General features: G+C 70.1%; 19 protein-coding genes. 6 read left to right on the top strand and 13 right to left on the bottom strand.

Features of this window, described 5'->3' with window-relative positions; all coding sequences use genetic code 11:
- Nucleotides 1–157 precede the first annotated feature (157 nt).
- Nucleotides 158–1345, top strand: coding sequence for a formate-dependent phosphoribosylglycinamide formyltransferase (purT, locus tag AC1G9L_RS16185; RefSeq protein ID WP_481069502.1), 1188 nt, complete (start codon nt 158–160; stop codon nt 1343–1345).
- 78 nt (nt 1346–1423) lie between these two features.
- Here the strand turns inward: purT and AC1G9L_RS16180 are convergent, their stop codons facing one another.
- From AC1G9L_RS16180 to AC1G9L_RS16150, 7 genes are all read right to left on the bottom strand, one after another.
- Nucleotides 1424–2059, bottom strand: a complete 636-nt coding sequence (locus AC1G9L_RS16180) for a hypothetical protein (RefSeq protein WP_019801565.1) — start codon at nt 2057–2059, stop codon at nt 1424–1426.
- Nucleotides 2056–2697: a hypothetical protein gene (locus AC1G9L_RS16175; protein ID WP_481069501.1), complete on the bottom strand. Its 642-nt coding sequence runs from the start codon at nt 2695–2697 to the stop codon at nt 2056–2058. Before AC1G9L_RS16175 ends, AC1G9L_RS16180 begins: the two co-directional genes overlap by 4 nt.
- A 7-nt stretch (nt 2698–2704) precedes the next feature.
- Entirely contained in the window at nt 2705–3460 is a 756-nt protein-coding gene (locus AC1G9L_RS16170) for a PhnD/SsuA/transferrin family substrate-binding protein (protein WP_019801812.1), read from the bottom strand.
- Nucleotides 3457–3957 (bottom strand): PAS domain-containing protein, encoded by a 501-nt coding sequence (locus AC1G9L_RS16165; RefSeq protein WP_019801811.1) that lies wholly within the window; start codon nt 3955–3957, stop codon nt 3457–3459. The genes AC1G9L_RS16170 and AC1G9L_RS16165 overlap by 4 nt, the downstream gene beginning before the upstream one ends.
- A 9-nt stretch (nt 3958–3966) precedes the next feature.
- Nucleotides 3967–4329: a roadblock/LC7 domain-containing protein gene (locus AC1G9L_RS16160; protein ID WP_010341183.1), complete on the bottom strand. Its 363-nt coding sequence runs from the start codon at nt 4327–4329 to the stop codon at nt 3967–3969.
- A gap of 227 nt (nt 4330–4556) precedes the next feature.
- Entirely contained in the window at nt 4557–5789 is a 1233-nt protein-coding gene (locus tag AC1G9L_RS16155) for an endonuclease/exonuclease/phosphatase family protein (protein WP_481069500.1), read from the bottom strand.
- A gap of 91 nt (nt 5790–5880) precedes the next feature.
- Nucleotides 5881–6708, bottom strand: a complete 828-nt coding sequence (locus tag AC1G9L_RS16150) for an arginyltransferase (protein ID WP_481071169.1) — start codon at nt 6706–6708, stop codon at nt 5881–5883.
- A gap of 132 nt (nt 6709–6840) precedes the next feature.
- Here AC1G9L_RS16150 and AC1G9L_RS16145 point away from each other — a divergent pair, with 132 nt between their 5' ends.
- Nucleotides 6841–7464: an EF-hand domain-containing protein gene (locus AC1G9L_RS16145; protein ID WP_481069499.1), complete on the top strand. Its 624-nt coding sequence runs from the start codon at nt 6841–6843 to the stop codon at nt 7462–7464.
- Nucleotides 7465–7668: 204 nt separating this feature from the next.
- Here the strand turns inward: AC1G9L_RS16145 and AC1G9L_RS16140 are convergent, their stop codons facing one another.
- From AC1G9L_RS16140 to AC1G9L_RS16130, 3 genes are all read right to left on the bottom strand, one after another.
- Complete coding sequence (locus AC1G9L_RS16140) at nt 7669–8190, bottom strand: putative signal transducing protein (protein WP_019800748.1); 522 nt, start codon at nt 8188–8190, stop codon at nt 7669–7671.
- 10 nt (nt 8191–8200) lie between these two features.
- Nucleotides 8201–9109, bottom strand: a complete 909-nt coding sequence (gene tesB, locus AC1G9L_RS16135) for an acyl-CoA thioesterase II (protein WP_010341175.1) — start codon at nt 9107–9109, stop codon at nt 8201–8203.
- Between the two features lie 71 nt (nt 9110–9180).
- Nucleotides 9181–9960: an enoyl-CoA hydratase/isomerase family protein gene (locus AC1G9L_RS16130; RefSeq protein ID WP_481069498.1), complete on the bottom strand. Its 780-nt coding sequence runs from the start codon at nt 9958–9960 to the stop codon at nt 9181–9183.
- A gap of 34 nt (nt 9961–9994) precedes the next feature.
- On the opposite strand from AC1G9L_RS16130, the gene AC1G9L_RS16125 reads away from it, so the two are divergent.
- Nucleotides 9995–10441: a copper chaperone PCu(A)C gene (locus tag AC1G9L_RS16125; protein WP_481069497.1), complete on the top strand. Its 447-nt coding sequence runs from the start codon at nt 9995–9997 to the stop codon at nt 10439–10441.
- 182 nt (nt 10442–10623) lie between these two features.
- Here the strand turns inward: AC1G9L_RS16125 and AC1G9L_RS16120 are convergent, their stop codons facing one another.
- Both AC1G9L_RS16120 and uvrA read right to left on the bottom strand, forming a co-directional pair.
- On the bottom strand, nt 10624–11031 hold the full coding sequence (locus tag AC1G9L_RS16120; RefSeq protein ID WP_019800035.1) for a thioesterase family protein: 408 nt from the start codon (nt 11029–11031) through the stop codon (nt 10624–10626).
- Nucleotides 11031–14030 (bottom strand): excinuclease ABC subunit UvrA, encoded by a 3000-nt coding sequence (uvrA, locus tag AC1G9L_RS16115; RefSeq protein WP_019800034.1) that lies wholly within the window; start codon nt 14028–14030, stop codon nt 11031–11033. Before uvrA ends, AC1G9L_RS16120 begins: the two co-directional genes overlap by 1 nt.
- Before the next feature lie 296 nt (nt 14031–14326).
- Here uvrA and rplU point away from each other — a divergent pair, with 296 nt between their 5' ends.
- From rplU to cgtA, 3 genes are all read left to right on the top strand, one after another.
- Nucleotides 14327–14647 carry a 50S ribosomal protein L21 gene (gene rplU, locus AC1G9L_RS16110; RefSeq protein WP_010341170.1) on the top strand — a complete coding sequence of 107 codons (321 nt, stop codon included), beginning with the start codon at nt 14327–14329 and terminating at the stop codon, nt 14645–14647.
- 12 nt (nt 14648–14659) lie between these two features.
- Complete coding sequence (rpmA, locus tag AC1G9L_RS16105; protein ID WP_010341169.1) at nt 14660–14920, top strand: 50S ribosomal protein L27; 261 nt, start codon at nt 14660–14662, stop codon at nt 14918–14920.
- 266 nt (nt 14921–15186) lie between these two features.
- Entirely contained in the window at nt 15187–16242 is a 1056-nt protein-coding gene (cgtA, locus tag AC1G9L_RS16100) for an Obg family GTPase CgtA (RefSeq protein WP_019800033.1), read from the top strand.
- 121 nt (nt 16243–16363) lie between these two features.
- On the opposite strand, the gene rpsT is transcribed toward cgtA, so the two are convergent.
- Nucleotides 16364–16636, bottom strand: coding sequence for a 30S ribosomal protein S20 (gene rpsT / locus AC1G9L_RS16095; protein WP_010341167.1), 273 nt, complete (start codon nt 16634–16636; stop codon nt 16364–16366).
- Nucleotides 16637–16733: the final 97 nt, after the last annotated feature.

Raw genomic sequence — 16733 nt, 5'->3', positions numbered from 1 at the left:
TTTCCGACGCTGCGTGCGTGCATGGCGAGACATTCCCAGTGACGCTGCAGAAGATAGCACCTCGCTGCGCGACGGCGATGGCGTAGCCGGCCCTGCGCCGGCACGGGGCGCCGGCCCGTTAGAATACGGTCCCCCTCTTCGCGCAGGCGCCGCCGTCATGGTCACTCTGGGAACCCCGCTGTCCGCTTCCGCCACCCGCGTGCTGCTGCTCGGCTCCGGCGAACTCGGCAAGGAAGTGGCGATCGAACTGCAGCGCTTCGGCGTGGAGGTCATCGCGGTGGACCGTTATGCCGATGCACCGGCGATGCAGGTCGCGCACCGCAGCCACGTGGTCGACATGCTCGATGCGATGGCGCTGCGCGAACTGATCGCGCGCGAGCAGCCGCACCTGATCGTGCCGGAGATCGAGGCGATCCACACCGAAACGCTGGTGGCGCTGGAGCGCGACCTCGGCCAGCGGGTGATTCCGACGGCGCGTGCGGCGCGGCTGACCATGGACCGCGAAGGCATCCGCCGCCTGGCCGCCGAGACCCTGGGCCTGCCGACCTCGCCGTACCGCTTCGTGGACACGCCCGAGCAGTACCGCGAGGCGATCGCCGCGGTCGGCCTGCCGTGCGTGGTCAAGCCGGTGATGTCGTCCTCCGGCAAGGGCCAGAGCACCCTGCGCAGCGCCGCCGACATCGATGCGGCCTGGGAATACGCGCAGACCGGTGGCCGCGCCGGCGCCGGCCGCTGCATCGTCGAAGGCTTCATCGACTTCGACTACGAGATCACCCTGCTGACCGTGCGCCATGCCGGCGGCACCGCGTTCTGCGATCCGATCGGGCACTGGCAGAAGGACGGCGACTATCGCGAGAGCTGGCAGCCGCAGCCGATGTCGGCGCTGGCCCTGCAGCGCGCGCAGGACATCGCCCGCGCGGTCACCGACGAGCTCGGCGGCTGGGGCTTGTTCGGCGTGGAGCTGTTCGTCAAGGGCGACGAGGTCTGGTTCAGCGAAGTGTCGCCGCGCCCGCACGACACCGGCCTGGTCACCCTGGTGTCGCAGGAACTGAGCGAGTTCGCCCTGCATGCGCGCGCGATCCTCGGCCTGCCGATCCCGTCGATCCGGCAGAGCGGCCCCTCGGCCTCGTGTGCGCTGCTGGCGCACGGCGAAGGCGTACCGCGCTTCGGCAACGTCGGCGCCGCGCTGCAGGCGCCGGACACCGCCCTGCGCCTGTTCGGCAAGCCCAGCGTGCACGGCCACCGCCGCGTCGGCGTGACCCTGGCCCGCGGCGCCGACATCGAGCAGGCGCGCCAGACCGCCCGCGACGCCGCCGCCGCCCTCACCATCGATCTAGACGCCTGAAGATTCGCGCACAGGAAAAGCGGGCCGCAAGGCGAGCCCGCTTTTCATCCCCACTCCCGAATCCCCAATCCCGTCCCTTCAAGCCGGCGGCGCAAACCGCGCCGCGGCCAGGCGGATGCTCCACACCAGTTCCACCATCGCCAGGTTGTTGAGCAGCGCCTCGCCGCCCAGCACCAGCCAGTAGCCGGCGCCGTCGACCCAGAACGGCACGAACGACCAGTCCGGCAGCAGCAACTGCGGCTCGCTGTAGAAGGCCACGTAGCGGTGCGCGCCGTGCCAGCCGCGCGCGCTCTGGCGCTGGGCGAAGCCGGAGAAGTCGGCCGCGGCCACGCTCAGCGTCTCGGCCTGTTCCTGGTCCAGGCCGGCATGGCCCAGGCAGAAGCCGCTGTCGGAGGCGAGTACCGCGCGGCGTTCGGCCGACAGCGGCGCGATCACGTGCTGGGCGAAGTCGTCCAGGCGGATTTCCGGGCCTGGTACCGCCCGCCGCAGCAATTGCACCCATTGCTGTTCGCGCGCGTCCTGCAGCAGGCGTTGCGCGTCGCCGCCCACGCGCTGGCGCCATTCCTGCAGCGACAGCGCGCCGTGCGCGCCGAGCAGCAGTTGCAGCGCGCGCTGCATGCGGTCCGGCGTGGCACTGGCGAAGCCGTGCAGCACGCCGTGCGGGGTCGGCATCAGCCAGGTCGGTTCGGAGTTGCTCGGTTCGAAGGCGGTCATCGCGGCGCACTCGCGCTGGAAAAGGACAGGGCGTCGACGCTGCGGCCGCCCAGCGGCTCGCGCTGCTGCAGCCAGCGCGCGGTGCGGTCCCAGCGGTCGCCCAGGGCCAGCGCATGGCGGCGCAGTTCGCGGGTGGCGAGCATGAAGGCGAGCTTGTCCTGGCAACTGATGCAATAGTCCAGGAACTCGCGCTCGCAGCGCGCCGCGGCGATCGGCGCGCCGTCGCACAGCGCGTCCACCACCTCGCGCACCATCCGCCGCGAATGGTCCGGGCTGGCCCGGCGCACCCGCGCCGGCACGTCGGCGGACGGTCGCGCCAGCACGCTCCAGCGCGTGGCCAGGGCGTTGATCGGCAGCAGCGCGTGGCCCTGGCTGTGGCGCTGGAAGGCCTCGGCCACGTGCGGCGGCAGATGCGTCGCGGCCATCTGCAGCGCCAACTGGCGCAAGGCGATGTCGTGGCGTGGCAGCGCCACGAACAGGTCGGCGAGCACGCCCTGGGTCGGTTCGTTGTCGTGCAACTGCAGCGCCGCGTGCAGCCGCGCCAGGTGCGCGGCGGCGTCGCGCGGGTCGCGCAGCAATGCGCGGGCATGGATGCGCATCACCAGGCGTGCGGGATCGCGAGCGGGAGTGGTGGCCATGGGCGCCTCAGTCCAGCAGGGTGTCGATCAGGTCGATCATGAATTCGGCGTCCTCCGTGGCCATCGCCTCGAAGCCCTGCTCAAGGCCCAGCGCGTCCAGCACCGCCTGGTCGTCGCGGTGCGCGGCATCGCCGAGCGCGAGCAGGGCGTCGCGCAGCACCGGCAGTTGCGGGCCCAGGCGTGGATGCGCCAGCAGCACGTGGCCGATGTCGCACAGCGCGCTTTCCACCAGCGGGCGCAGCCGCGCGCGAGTCAGCCGCGACAGGCCGTGGTAGGCGGTGGCCAGGAACAGGCCGGCGTCGGCTTCGCCCTCAAGCAGCAACCGCGCCACCGCGGCGTAGCTGCTGGCCGGGCGCCAGGCGATGCGTTCCGGCTCCAGGTCGGCCGGTTCCAGCAGGCGCAGGCCGATCAGGCGCACGTCGTGGTTGGCGGTCAGCGCGATGCGGCAGCCGTAGGACAGGTCTTCCACGCAACGCGCCGGCGCCTCGGCCGCGGTCGCGATCACCACCTCGTCGGCGCGGCCGCGCGGTCGCACCAGCGGCAGGTAGCCGCGGTCGCGGATCAAGGCGCTGGCGTCGAACGGGCTGGCGTACACCAGGTCGACGACGCTGTCGTCCAGCAATTGCCGCTGTTCGGCGGCATCGGCCGGCATCAGCAGGCGCAGGCCGATGCCGGCGCGGCGTTGCAGCACCGTGCTGAGCAGGTACCAGCCGCCGAAGTATTCGGGCGCGAAGTCCGGCGCGACCAGGAACGTGCAGCTCATGCCGGCGTCTCCGCCTGTTCGTCCTGCAGCCATTGCGCGTACAACGGCTGCAGCGCCTCGATGCGCCGCCGCGAGGGCTTGCGCCGTACCGAGGTGAAGCCGACCACGCGGCCGTCGCGCACGTTCGGCAACGCGGTGGCATAGACCCAATAGCAGGCGCCGTCGCGGCGCAGGTTCTTGACGTAGCCGTGCCACTTCTCGCCGGCCAGCACGGTGTCCCACAGTTCGCGGAATGCGCGCCGCGGCATCTCCGGGTGGCGCAGGATGCAGTGCGGCGCGCCGATCAGCAGTTCGCGCGGCCAGCCGCTGAGTTCGACGAAGGCGTCGTTGGCGTGGGTGATGACACCGTCCAGGTCGGTGCGCGAGACGATCAGGCGTCCATCGGGGTAGGCCACCTCACGTTCGCTCCAGTACACGGTGCGGCGGCTGCCATCGTGATAGCGCAGCTCGGCGCTGCGGTGCGGCTCGTGCGGCGGATCCATCGGCGGCAGCGGCATGGCGGCGCCCTACAGGATCTGCTGCAGCGCCTGCGCGGCGCGCTTGATGTCCAGGAACACCAGGCCCAGCCTGGCGCTGGGCTTGGCCAGCACGGTGAGCACCGCCTCGCGGCCGGCCGCGCTCATGATCACGTAGCCGAGTTCGCCCTGGATCAGCACCCGCTCCAGCGTGCCGCGCGCCAGCTCGCGCGCGCTGCGTTCGCCCAGCGCGAGCAGCGCCGCCGACATCGCGCCGACCCGGTCCTCGTCCATGCCCTGCGGCATCGCCGAGGCGATCATCAGCCCGTCCAGGGAGATCAGCGCCGAGGCCTCGATGTCGGCGGTGGCGCCGTTGAGGCCTTCCAGCGCCTGTTGCAACTGTTGCGTTCGCATGCTCGCCTTCCGCTTGCGCATCCCGACCGGGTGCGGGAGGCATTGGACCGCGTCGGCGCGGGTTTGCCCTTGATCTGGATCAAGGCCGATGGCGGTGCTTGGCGCGGCAGGCGGTCCCCGGGCTACGCGGGCCATGGTCTGCCAGAAACGACGCGGCGGCCCATGGGTCCGCCGATGCTGGTCGCGCGGGCCGCGTCGCGACCTGCGCGGTGTTCTTTCGCCTGCGCTTACGGTCCCGCGGCGACGTCGACCCAGACCAGATGGTGGTCGCTGCCGTCGGCGATGGCGGCGGCGGGATCGCTGGACGCCGGCCAGAACACGCCGCTGTCCAGGTAGCGGAAGCGGCGCGACGGCAGCACGTAGTCCAGGCGCATGGTGCCGGCCTTGGGCCCGAAATCGCCGGTGACCTGCTGCGGCGGGCCGCGGTGCGCGACGCCATTGGCCGCGTAGGCGCGCGTGGTCTCCTCGCCGCCGGCGCTGTGCGGAGTGGGGTAGTGCAGCACGCGCGGATGCGTCACCAGTGCACGGATCGCATCGTGGCGGCCTTCGCCGTCGATCACGTCGTTGTTGAGGTCGCCGAGCAGGACGAACTGCGCATCGGCGGCCAGGCCGCCGCAGCGGCCGGCGTCGTCGCACAGCCAGCGCGCGGTGCCGCGGCCGGCATCGTCCAGGTAGTCGCGCCACAGCCGCAGCTCGTCGTGGTTGCGCGCCGCGTTGCGCTTCTCCGCGCCGTCGAACACCGGCGGGGTCGGATGCGACACCAGCGCATGCAGCACGCCCAGCGGGGTGCGCACCGGCACGTCCCAATGCGATTTCGACGACAGCCGCAGCTGCGCCCACACCGCGTCGCTGTAGAAGAAGCGGCCGGTGGCCGGATCGACCGGACGCAGCGCCCCGGGCATCGCGCTCCACTTGAACAGGCGGAAGCTGCGCACCGCGGCGGTGTCGATCGGGTACCTGGACAGCAGCAGCATGCCGTACTGGCCGGGATGCAGGCCGTAGCCCCAGGCGTCGTTGCCGCGCGCGCGGCCTTCGCCGCCGATGTGCCCGTCGTTGTCCAGGTCCAGGCCGCTGGGCACGCCGGTGTTGACCGGCGCCAGGTAGCGATACGGATAGCGCAGCGCCGCGCCGCCGTGCGGCTGCGGCACCGCCAGGTAGCGTTGTTCGAACAGATCGGCGGCGCGGTGCGCGTCGTCGTAGTCGAACTCGTTGAGCAGCACCAGGTCCGGGCGCACCTGCTGCAGCACCGCGGCGATCTTGCGCGCCTGCGCGCTGTCGCCCTGCAGCGCGGCGATCAGGCCGCCGGGTTCGTCGGCATTGAGCGAGGTGTTGTAGGTGGCCAGCCGCAGCGTCGTGGCGGCTGGCGCGGCAGCGTCGGTCATCGTGGAAGAAGTGGGAACGGTGTGCGCGCAGGCGCCGCACAGCAGGGTCAGGGCGAGCAGGAAGAGGCGTGATGTCATGCGCCCAGTTTCGCATGCGCTGCATGTCGGCACGATGGCGCAACCACCCGCGGCGGCACCGGCCAGGCCGCGCTGCGCCAGTGGCCGTCGGCTAGCCGCCGAGCTGGCGCAGGTAGTCGTCGAAGTCGCGCCAGTGGCGTCCGTCGTAGGCCTGCAGCGGCCGGAAGCGGCGCTTGTAGTCCATCTTCTGGTGGCCGCGGATCCAGTAGCCCAGGTACAGGTGGCGCAGACCCTCGCGTCGCGCCCAGGCGATCTGCTGCAGGATCGCCAGCGTGCCCAGGCCGCGTGCGCCGGCGTCCGGGTCGTAGAAGGTGTAGACCGCCGACAGCGCCTGCTCGGCGATGTCGGTCACCGCCACCGCCAGCAGCGGCCCACGCCGGCCGTCCGGCAGGCGTTGCCGCAGTTCCAGGAAGCGCCCATGCGACCAGCGGCCGATCAGGAACTGGTCGAACTCGTGTGCGCCGTGATCGTCCATGCCGCCGCCGGGATGGCGATGGCGCAGGTAGCGTTGATACAGCGCCAGTTGTTCCTCGCTGCGCTCGGCGGCGACGATGCGCACCTCGATATCGGCATTGCGCGCCAGGCAGCGGCGCTGGCTGCGATCGGGCGCGAAGTCCTCGATCGGGATGCGCACCGCCACGCAGGCGCGGCAGTGGTCGCAGTGCGGGCGGTAGACCAGGTCACCGGAGCGGCGGAAGCCCCAGCTCAACGCCAGCGGATACAGCGCCCCCAGGCGCGGATCGTGCGGGTCCAGCACCAGGTCGCGCGCCTGCCGCTCGGGCCAGTAGCCGCACGCGTGCTGGCCGGTCTGGAACAGCCGCAGGTCGTCGCTGGCGTCGGAGTGGATGGCCATGCGCCGAGCATAGCGCTTCGCCATCGCAGGGGCCGCGACTGTCCGCACCATGAATACGCCCGGCAGCCGGTCAACCGTGGCGGCGACGGGGCGTTGTCTGCAGGGAAGGCGCCACGGCGCCGGCCCGATGCACGGGCCGCCCGCGGCGCCGGACGCCTGCCGTCCCGGCAGGTTCCCATCATCCTCAGGGAGTGACCCATGAAGTCTCGCAATCCGCTGCTTGCCCTGGCCGTGCTGGCCGTGCTCTCCGGCGCCGCCTACGCCGTTACCCCGCCGCCGGCCGATCCTGCCGCGCCCGCCGATGCCGGCGGTATCGCCGCGCTCGACAAGAACGGCGACGGCGTCATCGACCGCAGCGAGGCCGCCGCCGATCCGCGCCTGGCCGAGCATTTCGACGCGCTGGACAAGAACCACGACGGCAAGCTCAGCCGCGACGAGTGGCCGCGTCACGGCCGCCATGGTGGCCGTGGCGGCCCGAGTGGCCCGGGCGAACACGGCGTGCCCGGCGCGATGATGGCCAAGCTGGACACCAACAAGGACGGCCGCATCAGTCGCGCCGAAGCGCAGGCCGATCCCAAGCTCGCCGCGCGCTTCGACAAGATGGACGTGAACAAGGACGGCTACATCGACCGTGCCGACTTCGAGCTGCGCGCCAAGCAGCATCGCGATGCCTGGTTCGCCGCCGCCGACACCAACAAGGACGGCATGCTCAGCCGCGCCGAGTTCGATGCGGCGCAGGCCAAGCGCTGGGCGCATCGCCCGGACGGCCCGCGCGGTGGCGACGCACCGCCGCCGCCGATGCCGGCTCCGGACAGCAACTGAGCCATCCGCCGCGGCGAGGGCCGCGGCGTCTCTGCACCAAGGCGCCGATCGACAGCGCCCCTGCGCCCCGTGCGCAGGGGCGTTTTTTGTGTGCGAAGAAACCTGCTGCCTCGCGTCGCGCCGTCATGCACAGGAGGCGATCACCGGCTGACTGTCACCCTCATGGGCGACATCGCGCAGGCGTCGCCTTGCGCTCGGCGCGGCTCAGTTGCCGCGCGGTGCCGGCTGCACGCGCACGCGCACTTCGTCGCTGCCGGTGTCCTGTGCAGGCGCCTTGGCCGGCTGCGTCGCGGCGGGTTGTGCCGGTGCGGCGATGGGCGCCCGGTTGTCGCGATGGCGCAGCACGGTGATCAGCGCCACCGCACCGATCGCCAGCAACAGGGCGATGCGGATGCGCCAGGCCCAGCGCTTGCCGGCGTCCGGCGCCACCTGCGAGCGGAACTCGTTCAGATAGGGCGCGCGGCCTTGTTCCGGGGCGCGGCGGGTACTGTCGAGCAGGCCGGCGTCGCGCAGCAGTTCGCGCGCGCGCGGCTGGTCGTTGGCATGCACCACCCACACCGTGGGCTGCGCCTGCGCTGCCACCGGATCCAGATAGCTGAACTGGCCACTGCGGCGGGTCCGGTAGGAACGGCCGTTGCTCAGCCGCACCTCGATGCCGGCATCGCGCAGCAGGGCGGCGACGCCTTCGGCGGTTTCCACGCGTTGGCTGCTGAAGATCTGGCGCATGTCCGTGTCCTCAGCGCTTTGCCGGAACCTGCGCCGCGGCGTCGGCGTCAGGGACCACGCGGATCAGGCCTTCCTGTGCGGTGCTCGCCACCAGGGTCCCGTCGCGGGTGAAGAACTGCCCGCGCGCCAGGCCGCGCGCGCCCTGCGCGCTGGGGCTGTCCAGCGAGTACAGCAGCCAGTCGTCGGCGCGGAACGGGCGGTGGAACCACAGCGCGTGGTCGAGCGAAGCCATCTGCACGTTCGGCGTGTAATAGCTGATGCCGTGCGGGAAGGTGGCTGTGCCGAGCAGGTGGAAGTCCGAGGCGTAGGCGAGCAGCGCCTGGTGCAGTTCCGGCGCATCGCCGACCGGCTCGCTCAGGCGCAGCCACATCTGCTGGAACGGCGGGCGCTTGGGCGGATTCAGTTCGTCGCGCGGATACACGTGACGGAACTCGAACGGGCCGCCGCGCGAGAGCCAGCGCTGCACCTTGGTCGGCAGCGTCGCCAGCACTTCCGGGCGCGCCGCCGGAGTCGGCTCGATGTCTTCCGGCTGCGGCACTTCCGGCATCTTCAGTTGGTGGGTGGCGCCGTCCTCCTGTTCCTGGAACGAGGCCGCGCAGAAGAAGATCACCTTGCCGTGCTGGATCGCGGTGACCCGGCGTACCGAGAAGCTGCCGCCGTCGCGGGTGCGGTCCACGTCGTAGACGATGGGGTGCTCGATGTCGCCGGCGCGCAGGAAGTAGGCGTGCAGCGAATGCACGCGGCGCGCGTTCTCCACCGTGGCCTGTGCCGCCGACAGCGCCTGGCCCAGCACCTGGCCGCCGAACACGTACTTGGTGCCGATGTCGCGGCTCTGGCCGCGGAACAGGTTGTCCTCCAGCCGCTCCAGCGACAGCAGCTCGATCAGTTCGGAGACGACGGGGGCGGGCTTGGCGGACAAGAGGCGGGGCCTGGCGACGGACGTGGGCCGATTATACCGGGCCGTCCGCGCGTGCCCGCCTGCCGCCGCGCTCAGCCCTTGCCGAGCCGCGCCGCCAGCGCGCGCAGCGCGGCCTGGGTGTCCGGCGCCTGCCAGTCGTCGATCAAGCGCTCCAGGCCGATATGTTCGTCGGCCAGCGCCGCGCGCAGGTCGGCGCGGGCGATGGCCCGGGTCTGCAGCATCGGCTGCCGCGGCCGCTTCAGCAGGTCCAGCAGCCAGGCCAGCGCGCGCGCCACCACCAGGTCGGCATCGACCAGTTCGTCGACCAGATCGATCTCCAGTGCGCGCTCGGCGCTGACCAGGTCGCCGCCGACCAGCAGACGCTCGGCGCTGTGCGCGCCGACCACCCGCCGCAGCAGGCGCTGGATGCCTTCCGGCGCGACCAGGCCGACCTGGGTCTCGTTGAGCCCGATGGTGACCGGGCGCGCCGGCTCGGGGCTGCGCGCCATCACCCGGTAGTCGCAGCACAGCGCCAGCACGCAGCCGCCGGCCGGGGCGTGGCCGGTCAGCGCCGCCACCACCGGGATCGGGCTGGCGGCCAGCGCGCGCGCCGCACCGAAGAACTGCTGCCAGCTGGCGAGCAGCTTGGCGCGGTCGTCGCCGTGACTCAGCAGGTGCGGCACGTCCATGCCGGCGGAGAACAGGCGTTCGTTGCCCGACAGCACCAGGCCGTGCGCGCCGTCGGCGCCGGCCTGCTCGATGGCCTGGATCAACTGGCCGCACAGTTCGGTGTCCAGCGCATTGACCGGCGGCCGCGCCAGGCGCAGCTCGCGGATGGGGCCGTGGTTGATCACGTCGATGAGCGTCGTCATGCTGCGGTCTGCTTTCGAAGAAGGAACCGCGGCGATGATAACCAAACCATTCGCTGGCGTATTGATGGTGCTGTGCACGGTCGCCACCGCGGCGTCGGCCGCGCAGCCGGCCTGCGTCACCCTCGAGCAGGGCTGGGTGCGGCTGCCGCCGAATCCGGCGATGCCGATGACCGCCGGCTACGGCGTACTCCACAACGGCTGCGCCAAGCCGGTCACGGTCACCGGCGCCAGCAGCCCCGGCTTCGGCGATGTGTCGTTGCACGAGACCACGGTCGTGGCCGGCGTCAGCCGCATGCGCGCGGTCGAGCGCGTGCCGCTGGCGCCTGGCGCGCGCGTGGAACTCAAGCCGGGCGGCATGCACCTGATGCTGATGCAGGGCAAGGGCGCGCTGACCGAAGGCCAGGCCGTGCCGCTGCAGCTGCAGTTGGAAGGCGGGGGCAAGGCCGATGCGACGCTGACCGTGCGCAAGCAGGCGATGTAGGGGGAGTTCCTTGGTACCTCGTAGGAGCGGCTTCAGCCGCGACAGGCGAAGCCCCGCGTCGGCTGACACCATCCGTCGTCGGGACTGAAGTCCCTCCCACAAGGAGCGCACGCTGCTCCTGCGTGGGCAGGTCACTGCAAAGGGGGCGATGCGCCGGGTCGGGTCCGGCGCAAGCGCAGGCGTCAGCTCGTCGCCTTGCGTACGGCCTCAGGCAGCGGCGCGCTCTTGCCGGTCTGGGTGTCCATCCACACCACCACCACGTGGCCGTCGGAATAGAGCCGGCTCTCGTCCTGCTGGTCGACGATGCGGTGGCCGATGGTCACGCTGCTGGTGCCCAGGCGCTCGACGAACAGTTCGACCAGGATGTCGTTGGGCCACACGATCGGCGCGCGGTAGTTGACGTTGGTCGCCACCACCACCGGTGCGATGCGGTCGCTCATGGAGACGCCTTCCACGCCCAGCATCCAGCGCACGCGCGCCTCTTCCAGGTAGGAGATGTACTTGGCGTTGTTGACGTGACCCATGCTGTCCATGTCGCGCCAGCGCACGCTGATCGGAATGCGCGCCAGGATCTTGTGTTCGCTGCTCATCAAACGTCCTTCTTCTTCTTGGTGCCGGTACTGGTGGTGCTCTTGCTGGCCTTGCCGCTCTTGGCGGCCACCGCCTGCTTCTTCGCCGGCTTCTCCGGCTTGGCCTTGCGCGGCGGGCGCGCGTCGGGCTTGTTGGCCATCGCCGCCGGCTGCTCCGGGCGCGCGCTGGTGGAGGGCAGCATCCGCGCCAGGAACTGGCCGGTGTACGACTGCGGGCACGCCGCCACGTCTTCCGGCGTGCCGGTGACCAGGATGGTGCCGCCGCGGTGGCCGCCTTCCGGGCCGAGGTCGACGATCCAGTCCGCGGTCTTGATCACGTCCAGGTTGTGTTCGATCACCACCACGGTGTTGCCCTCGTCGCGCAGCTTGTGCAGCACGCCCAGCAGCGCCTCGATGTCGTGGAAGTGCAGGCCGGTGGTCGGCTCGTCGAGGATGTACAGGGTGCGGCCGGTATCGCGCCGCGACAGTTCCTTGGACAGCTTCACGCGCTGCGCCTCGCCGCCGGACAGGGTGGTCGCGCTCTGCCCGAGCTTGATGTAGCTCAAGCCCACGTCGACCAGGGTCTCCAGCTTGCGCGCGATCGACGGCACCGGCTCGAACAACTTCAGCGCATCCTCGACGGTCATCTCCAGCACGTCGTTGATGTTGAAGCCCTTGTACAGGATCTCCAGCGTCTCGCGGTTGTAGCGCTTGCCGTGGCAGACGTCGCAGGGCACGTACACGTCCGGCAGGAAGTGCATCTCCACCTTGATCAGGCCGTCGCCCTGGCAGGCCTCGCAACGGCCGCCACGCACGTTGAAGCTGAAGCGGCCCGGCGAGTAGCCGCGCGAGCGAGCTTCCGGCACCTGCGCGAACAGTTCGCGCAGCGGGGTGAACAGGCCGGTGTAGGTGGCCGGGTTGGAGCGCGGGGTGCGGCCGATCGGCGACTGGTCGATGTCCACGACCTTGTCGAACAGGTCCAGGTGCTCGATCTCGCGGTACGGCGCCACGCTGTGCGAGGCGCCGTTGATCTCGTTCGCCGCCAGGGTGAACAAGGTGTCGTTGATCAGCGTCGACTTGCCCGAACCGGACACGCCGGTGATGCAGGTCAGCAGGCCGGCCGGGATGTCCAGGTCGACGTTCTTGAGGTTGTTGCCGGTAGCCCCGCGCAGGTGCAGGGTCATCTTCGGATTGGCCTTGTGGCGCTTGGCCGGGATCTCGATGCGGCGCTTGCCCGACAGGTATTGCCCGGTCAGCGAGCGCGGCGCCTTCAGCAGGTCCTGCACGCTGCCCTGGCCGACCACCTCGCCGCCGTGCACGCCGGCGCCGGGGCCGATGTCCAGCACGTAGTCGGCCAGGCGGATCGCGTCCTCGTCGTGCTCGACCACGATCACCGTGTTGCCGAGGTCGCGCAGGCGGGTGAGGGTGCCGAGCAGGCGTTCGTTGTCGCGCTGGTGCAGGCCGATCGACGGCTCGTCGAGCACGTACATCACCCCGACCAGGCCGGCGCCGATCTGGCTGGCCAGGCGGATGCGCTGCGCCTCGCCACCGGACAGGGTGTCGGCCTTGCGTTCGAGGGTCAGGTAATCCAGGCCGACGTCGACCAGGAAGCCCAGCCGCTCGGCGATCTCCTTGACGATCTTGCTGGCGATCTCGCCGCGCCAGCCGGGCAGGTCGAGCTGGCGGAAGAAGCTCAGCGCGTCGTCGATCGGCAGCACCACCAGGTCCGGCAGCGGACGGTCGGCGACGAACACGTTGCGCGCGGCCTTGTTCAGGCGCGCGCCCTTGCAGTCCGGGCACGGCCGTTCGCTGATGTACTTGGCCAGTTCCTCGCGCACCGCCGGCGATTCGGTCTCGCGGTAGCGGCGCTCCAGGTTGGGGATGATGCCCTCGAAGCGATGCTTGCGCTGGGTGCGGCCGCCGGCGTCGGTGAAGTAGGTGAAGGTGATGGTCTCGTCGCCGCTGCCGTACAGCACGGCCTGGCGCACGCTCGCCGGCAGCGACTGCCAGGGCGCGTCGACGTCGAACCTGTAGTGCTTGGCCAGCGAGGCGATCAGCTGGAAGTAGTACGCGTTGCGCCGGTCCCAGCCGCGCACCGCGCCGGCCGACAGCGACAGCTCCGGATGCACCACCACCCGCTCCGGATCGAAGAACTCGGCCACGCCCAGGCCATCGCAGCTCGGGCAGGCGCCCATCGGCGCGTTGAACGAGAACAGGCGCGGTTCCAGCTCCGGCAACGAGTAGTCGCAGACCGGGCAGCTGTACTTGGAGGAGAACAGGTGCGGCGCGGCCGCGGTGTCGTCCAGCGACTGCACCGCCACCATGCCGTCGGCCAGCTTCAGCGCGGTCTCGAAGCTCTCGGCCAGGCGCTGCTTGATGTCCTCGCGCGGGCGGAAGCGGTCGATCACCGCCTCGATGGTGTGCTTCTGGCGCAGCGCCAGCGCCGGCACCGCGTCGATCTCGTACAGCTCGCCGTCCACGCGCACGCGCACGAAGCCCTGCGCGCGCAGTTGCTCGAACACCTGCGCATGCTCGCCCTTGCGCTCGCGGATCACCGGCGCCAGCAGCATGTAGCGCTGCTCCGGGTCCAGGGTCAGCACCTGGTCGACCATCTGGCTGACGGTCTGCGCCTCCAGCGGATAGCCGTGGTCGGGGCAGCGCGGCTGGCCGACGCGTGCGTACAGCAGGCGCAGGTAGTCGTAGATCTCGGTGATGGTGCCGACGGTCGAGCGCGGGTTGTGCGAGGTCGACTTTTGTTCGATCGCGATCGCCGGCGACAGGCCTTCGATGTGATCGATGTCGGGCTTCTCCATCACGCTGAGGAACTGCCGCGCGTACGCCGACAGCGACTCCACGTAGCGGCGCTGGCCTTCGGCGTAGATGGTGTCGAACGCCAGCGAGGACTTGCCGGACCCGGACAGGCCGGTGATCACGATCAGCTTGTCGCGGGGCAGGTCGAGGTCGAGATTCTTGAGGTTGTGCGTCCGCGCGCCGCGGATGCGGATGTAATCCATCGCCATGAAGAGATTCCGGAATGTGCCGGCCGTGGCGGTGCCGCTGGCCAGTGTGGGGGCGGAAAGGGGACGGCAATCGATCAGCGTACCCAGCTTGTCAGGTGGGGGCAATTGCCGCAGATGCCAGCGCCGCCGGGCGCCGGCGGCTGGCTGGTTCAGGCAGCCGCGCCGGCCCGCGGGGCTTGACAGTCCGGGCCTGGGTGGGCTTGACCCTGCCGCGCGCGGCGGCTTACAATCCCGCTCCTGTCTGCCCGAAACGGCACGGCAGGAACGACCACAATAACTACAGAGGAAGTCTGGTCATGTACGCAGTACTGGTCACCGGCGGTAAGCAATACCGCGTCGCGCAGGGCGAAACGCTCCGCGTGGAAAAGCTCGAAGTCGAAGCCGGCAACGAGATCACGTTCGACAACATCCTGATGCTGGGCGACAGCGACGGCATCAAGATCGGCGACGCGCTGAAAGGCGCCGCCGTCACCGCCAAGGTCGTGGCCCACGGCCGCGCCGACAAGGTGCGCATCATCAAGTTCCGCCGCCGCAAGCACCACATGAAGCGTCAGGGTCATCGGCAGCACTACACCGAAATCGAGATCACCGGCATCGCCGGTGGCGACAAGAAGTAAGGAGCAGCAGTCATGGCACACAAAAAAGGCGTAGGTTCCTCGCGCAACGGCCGCGACTCCAACCCGAAGTACCTGGGCGTGAAGATGTTCGGCGGCCAGGCCATCGAAGCCGGCAACATCATCGTGCGTCAGCGCGGCACCCAGTTCCACCCGGGCGCCGGCGTCGGCCTGGGCCGCGACCACACCCTGTTCGCGCTGGTCGACGGCAAGGTCGAGTTCTCGGTGAAGGGCGCCAAGAAGCGCCGCACCGTGAGCGTGGTCACCGAGGCGTAAGTCGCCGGTGTCCAGGGCCTGCGCCGTGGCGCAGGCTTGCTGACGAAAGCCCCGCTTCGGCGGGGTTTTTGTTTTGCGGCTGGGAATGGGGAGTGGGGAATCGGGAATGGCAAAGGCGCCTCCCGTGAACTCGCCCTGTCCTGGTTGCGTCAGGCAATGCAGTGATGGATTTTGCCGATCTGCGGCTGCGACATAGAATCGTCGCCGCGGTGACGGCTCGCTTTTTCCATTCCCGATTCACCATTCCCCATTCCCGGTTGTTATCCATGAAACTCGTAGACGAAGCGGAAATCCAGGTCACGGCCGGCAATGGCGGCAATGGCTGCATCGGCTTTCGCCGCGAGAAGTTCATCCCGCTGGGTGGGCCCGATGGCGGCGATGGCGGCAACGGCGGCAGCGTGTGGCTGGTCGCCGACGAGAATCTCAACACCCTGGTCGACTTCCGCCATCAGCGCGCGTTCCGTGCGCAGCGCGGCGAGAACGGCATGGGCCGGCAGATGTACGGCAAGGCCGGCGAGGACCTGACCATCACCGTGCCGGTCGGCACCGTGGTGATCAACGTCGAGACCGACGAAGTCATCGGCGACCTGGTCGCGCACGGCGACCGCCTGCTGGTCGCGCAGGGCGGCAAGGGCGGCCTGGGCAACATGCACTTCAAGAGTTCGGTGACGCGCGCGCCGCGCAAGGCGACGCCGGGCGAGGAGGGCGAGGAGCGCACGCTCAAGCTGGAGCTGAAGCTGCTGGCCGACGTCGGCCTGCTGGGCTTCCCCAATGCCGGCAAGAGCACCTTCATCCGGGCGGTGTCCGCGGCCACGCCGAAGGTCGCCGACTATCCGTTCACCACGCTGTACCCGAACCTGGGCGTGGTCAGTGTCGAGGCCTATCGCAGCTTCGTGATCGCCGACATTCCGGGGTTGATCGAGGGGGCCGCCGACGGCGCCGGCCTCGGTGCGCAGTTCCTGCGCCACCTGCAGCGCACCCGCCTGCTGCTGCACCTGGTGGATCTGGCGCCCATGGAAGGCGGCGTGGACGGCGTGTCGCCGACCGAGCAGGTGCGCGCGATCGAGCGCGAGCTGCAGAAGCACGACCCGGAGCTGCTGGCCAAGCCGCGCTGGCTGGTGCTGAACAAGGCCGACCTGATGTTCGAGGACGAGGCGCGGGCGCTGGCCGAACAGGTCGTCACCGAGCTGGGCTGGACCCAGCCCTGGTACCTGGTCTCGGCGCTGGGCCGCGAAGGTACCTGGCCGATCATGAAGGACGTGATGGCGTTCTTCGATCGTCAGCGCGAGGACGCGCTGGATGCGGCCGCCGATGCCTCCTGAGTCCCGCGCCGTGCGACGGCGCGCAGCGTGGGATGACGCGCACACGAAAAACCCGGCCAAGGCCGGGCTTTTTCATGGTGCTGCCGGAAGCGTAGGCGCTTCCGGCGTCGACGGCGGCCGATCAGGCGGCGGTCTTGATCGCCTTGATGCGGGCGCTCAGGCGGCTCTTGTGGCGGGCAGCCTTGTTCTTGTGGATCAGGCCACGCGAGCTGAAACGGTCGAGGATCGGCTGGGCGATGGCGAAGGCGGCTTCGGCGCCGGCTGCGTCGTTGGCGTCCAGGGCCTTGATGACCTTCTTGACGGCGGTGCGCAGCATCGAACGCTGAGCCGTGTTGCGCGCGTTGCGCACGACGGTCTGCTTGGCGCGCTTCTTGGCGGACTTGATATTGGCCACGGTGGTGGTTTCCTGGAAAGCTGTGTGGTGGATAAAAACAAGCGGGAGAGTATGAAGCGTCCGAATATTCGCGTCAAGTCAATTGTCAAGAGGGCCG

The organism is Xanthomonas sp. NCPPB 1132 (genome assembly GCF_056629235.1).
The sequence above is the reverse complement of the archived record's forward strand: the minus strand, read 5'-3'. Positions and strand labels throughout refer to the sequence as shown.

What these genes read in the sequence shown, in the direction of transcription:
- purT (WP_481069502.1), top strand. Translation starts at nt 158, where the DNA reads ATGGTCACTCTGGGAACCCCGCTGTCCGCTTCCGCCACCCGCGTGCTG.
- AC1G9L_RS16180 (WP_019801565.1), bottom strand. Translation starts at nt 2,059, where the DNA reads ATGACCGCCTTCGAACCGAGCAACTCCGAACCGACCTGGCTGATGCCG.
- AC1G9L_RS16175 (WP_481069501.1), bottom strand. Translation starts at nt 2,697, where the DNA reads ATGGCCACCACTCCCGCTCGCGATCCCGCACGCCTGGTGATGCGCATC.
- AC1G9L_RS16170 (WP_019801812.1), bottom strand. Translation starts at nt 3,460, where the DNA reads ATGAGCTGCACGTTCCTGGTCGCGCCGGACTTCGCGCCCGAATACTTC.
- AC1G9L_RS16165 (WP_019801811.1), bottom strand. Translation starts at nt 3,957, where the DNA reads ATGCCGCTGCCGCCGATGGATCCGCCGCACGAGCCGCACCGCAGCGCC.
- AC1G9L_RS16160 (WP_010341183.1), bottom strand. Translation starts at nt 4,329, where the DNA reads ATGCGAACGCAACAGTTGCAACAGGCGCTGGAAGGCCTCAACGGCGCC.
- AC1G9L_RS16155 (WP_481069500.1), bottom strand. Translation starts at nt 5,789, where the DNA reads ATGACATCACGCCTCTTCCTGCTCGCCCTGACCCTGCTGTGCGGCGCC.
- AC1G9L_RS16145 (WP_481069499.1), top strand. Translation starts at nt 6,841, where the DNA reads ATGAAGTCTCGCAATCCGCTGCTTGCCCTGGCCGTGCTGGCCGTGCTC.
- AC1G9L_RS16140 (WP_019800748.1), bottom strand. Translation starts at nt 8,190, where the DNA reads ATGCGCCAGATCTTCAGCAGCCAACGCGTGGAAACCGCCGAAGGCGTC.
- AC1G9L_RS16130 (WP_481069498.1), bottom strand. Translation starts at nt 9,960, where the DNA reads ATGACGACGCTCATCGACGTGATCAACCACGGCCCCATCCGCGAGCTG.
- AC1G9L_RS16125 (WP_481069497.1), top strand. Translation starts at nt 9,995, where the DNA reads ATGATAACCAAACCATTCGCTGGCGTATTGATGGTGCTGTGCACGGTC.
- AC1G9L_RS16120 (WP_019800035.1), bottom strand. Translation starts at nt 11,031, where the DNA reads ATGAGCAGCGAACACAAGATCCTGGCGCGCATTCCGATCAGCGTGCGC.
- uvrA (WP_019800034.1), bottom strand. Translation starts at nt 14,030, where the DNA reads ATGGCGATGGATTACATCCGCATCCGCGGCGCGCGGACGCACAACCTC.
- rplU (WP_010341170.1), top strand. Translation starts at nt 14,327, where the DNA reads ATGTACGCAGTACTGGTCACCGGCGGTAAGCAATACCGCGTCGCGCAG.
- rpmA (WP_010341169.1), top strand. Translation starts at nt 14,660, where the DNA reads ATGGCACACAAAAAAGGCGTAGGTTCCTCGCGCAACGGCCGCGACTCC.
- cgtA (WP_019800033.1), top strand. Translation starts at nt 15,187, where the DNA reads ATGAAACTCGTAGACGAAGCGGAAATCCAGGTCACGGCCGGCAATGGC.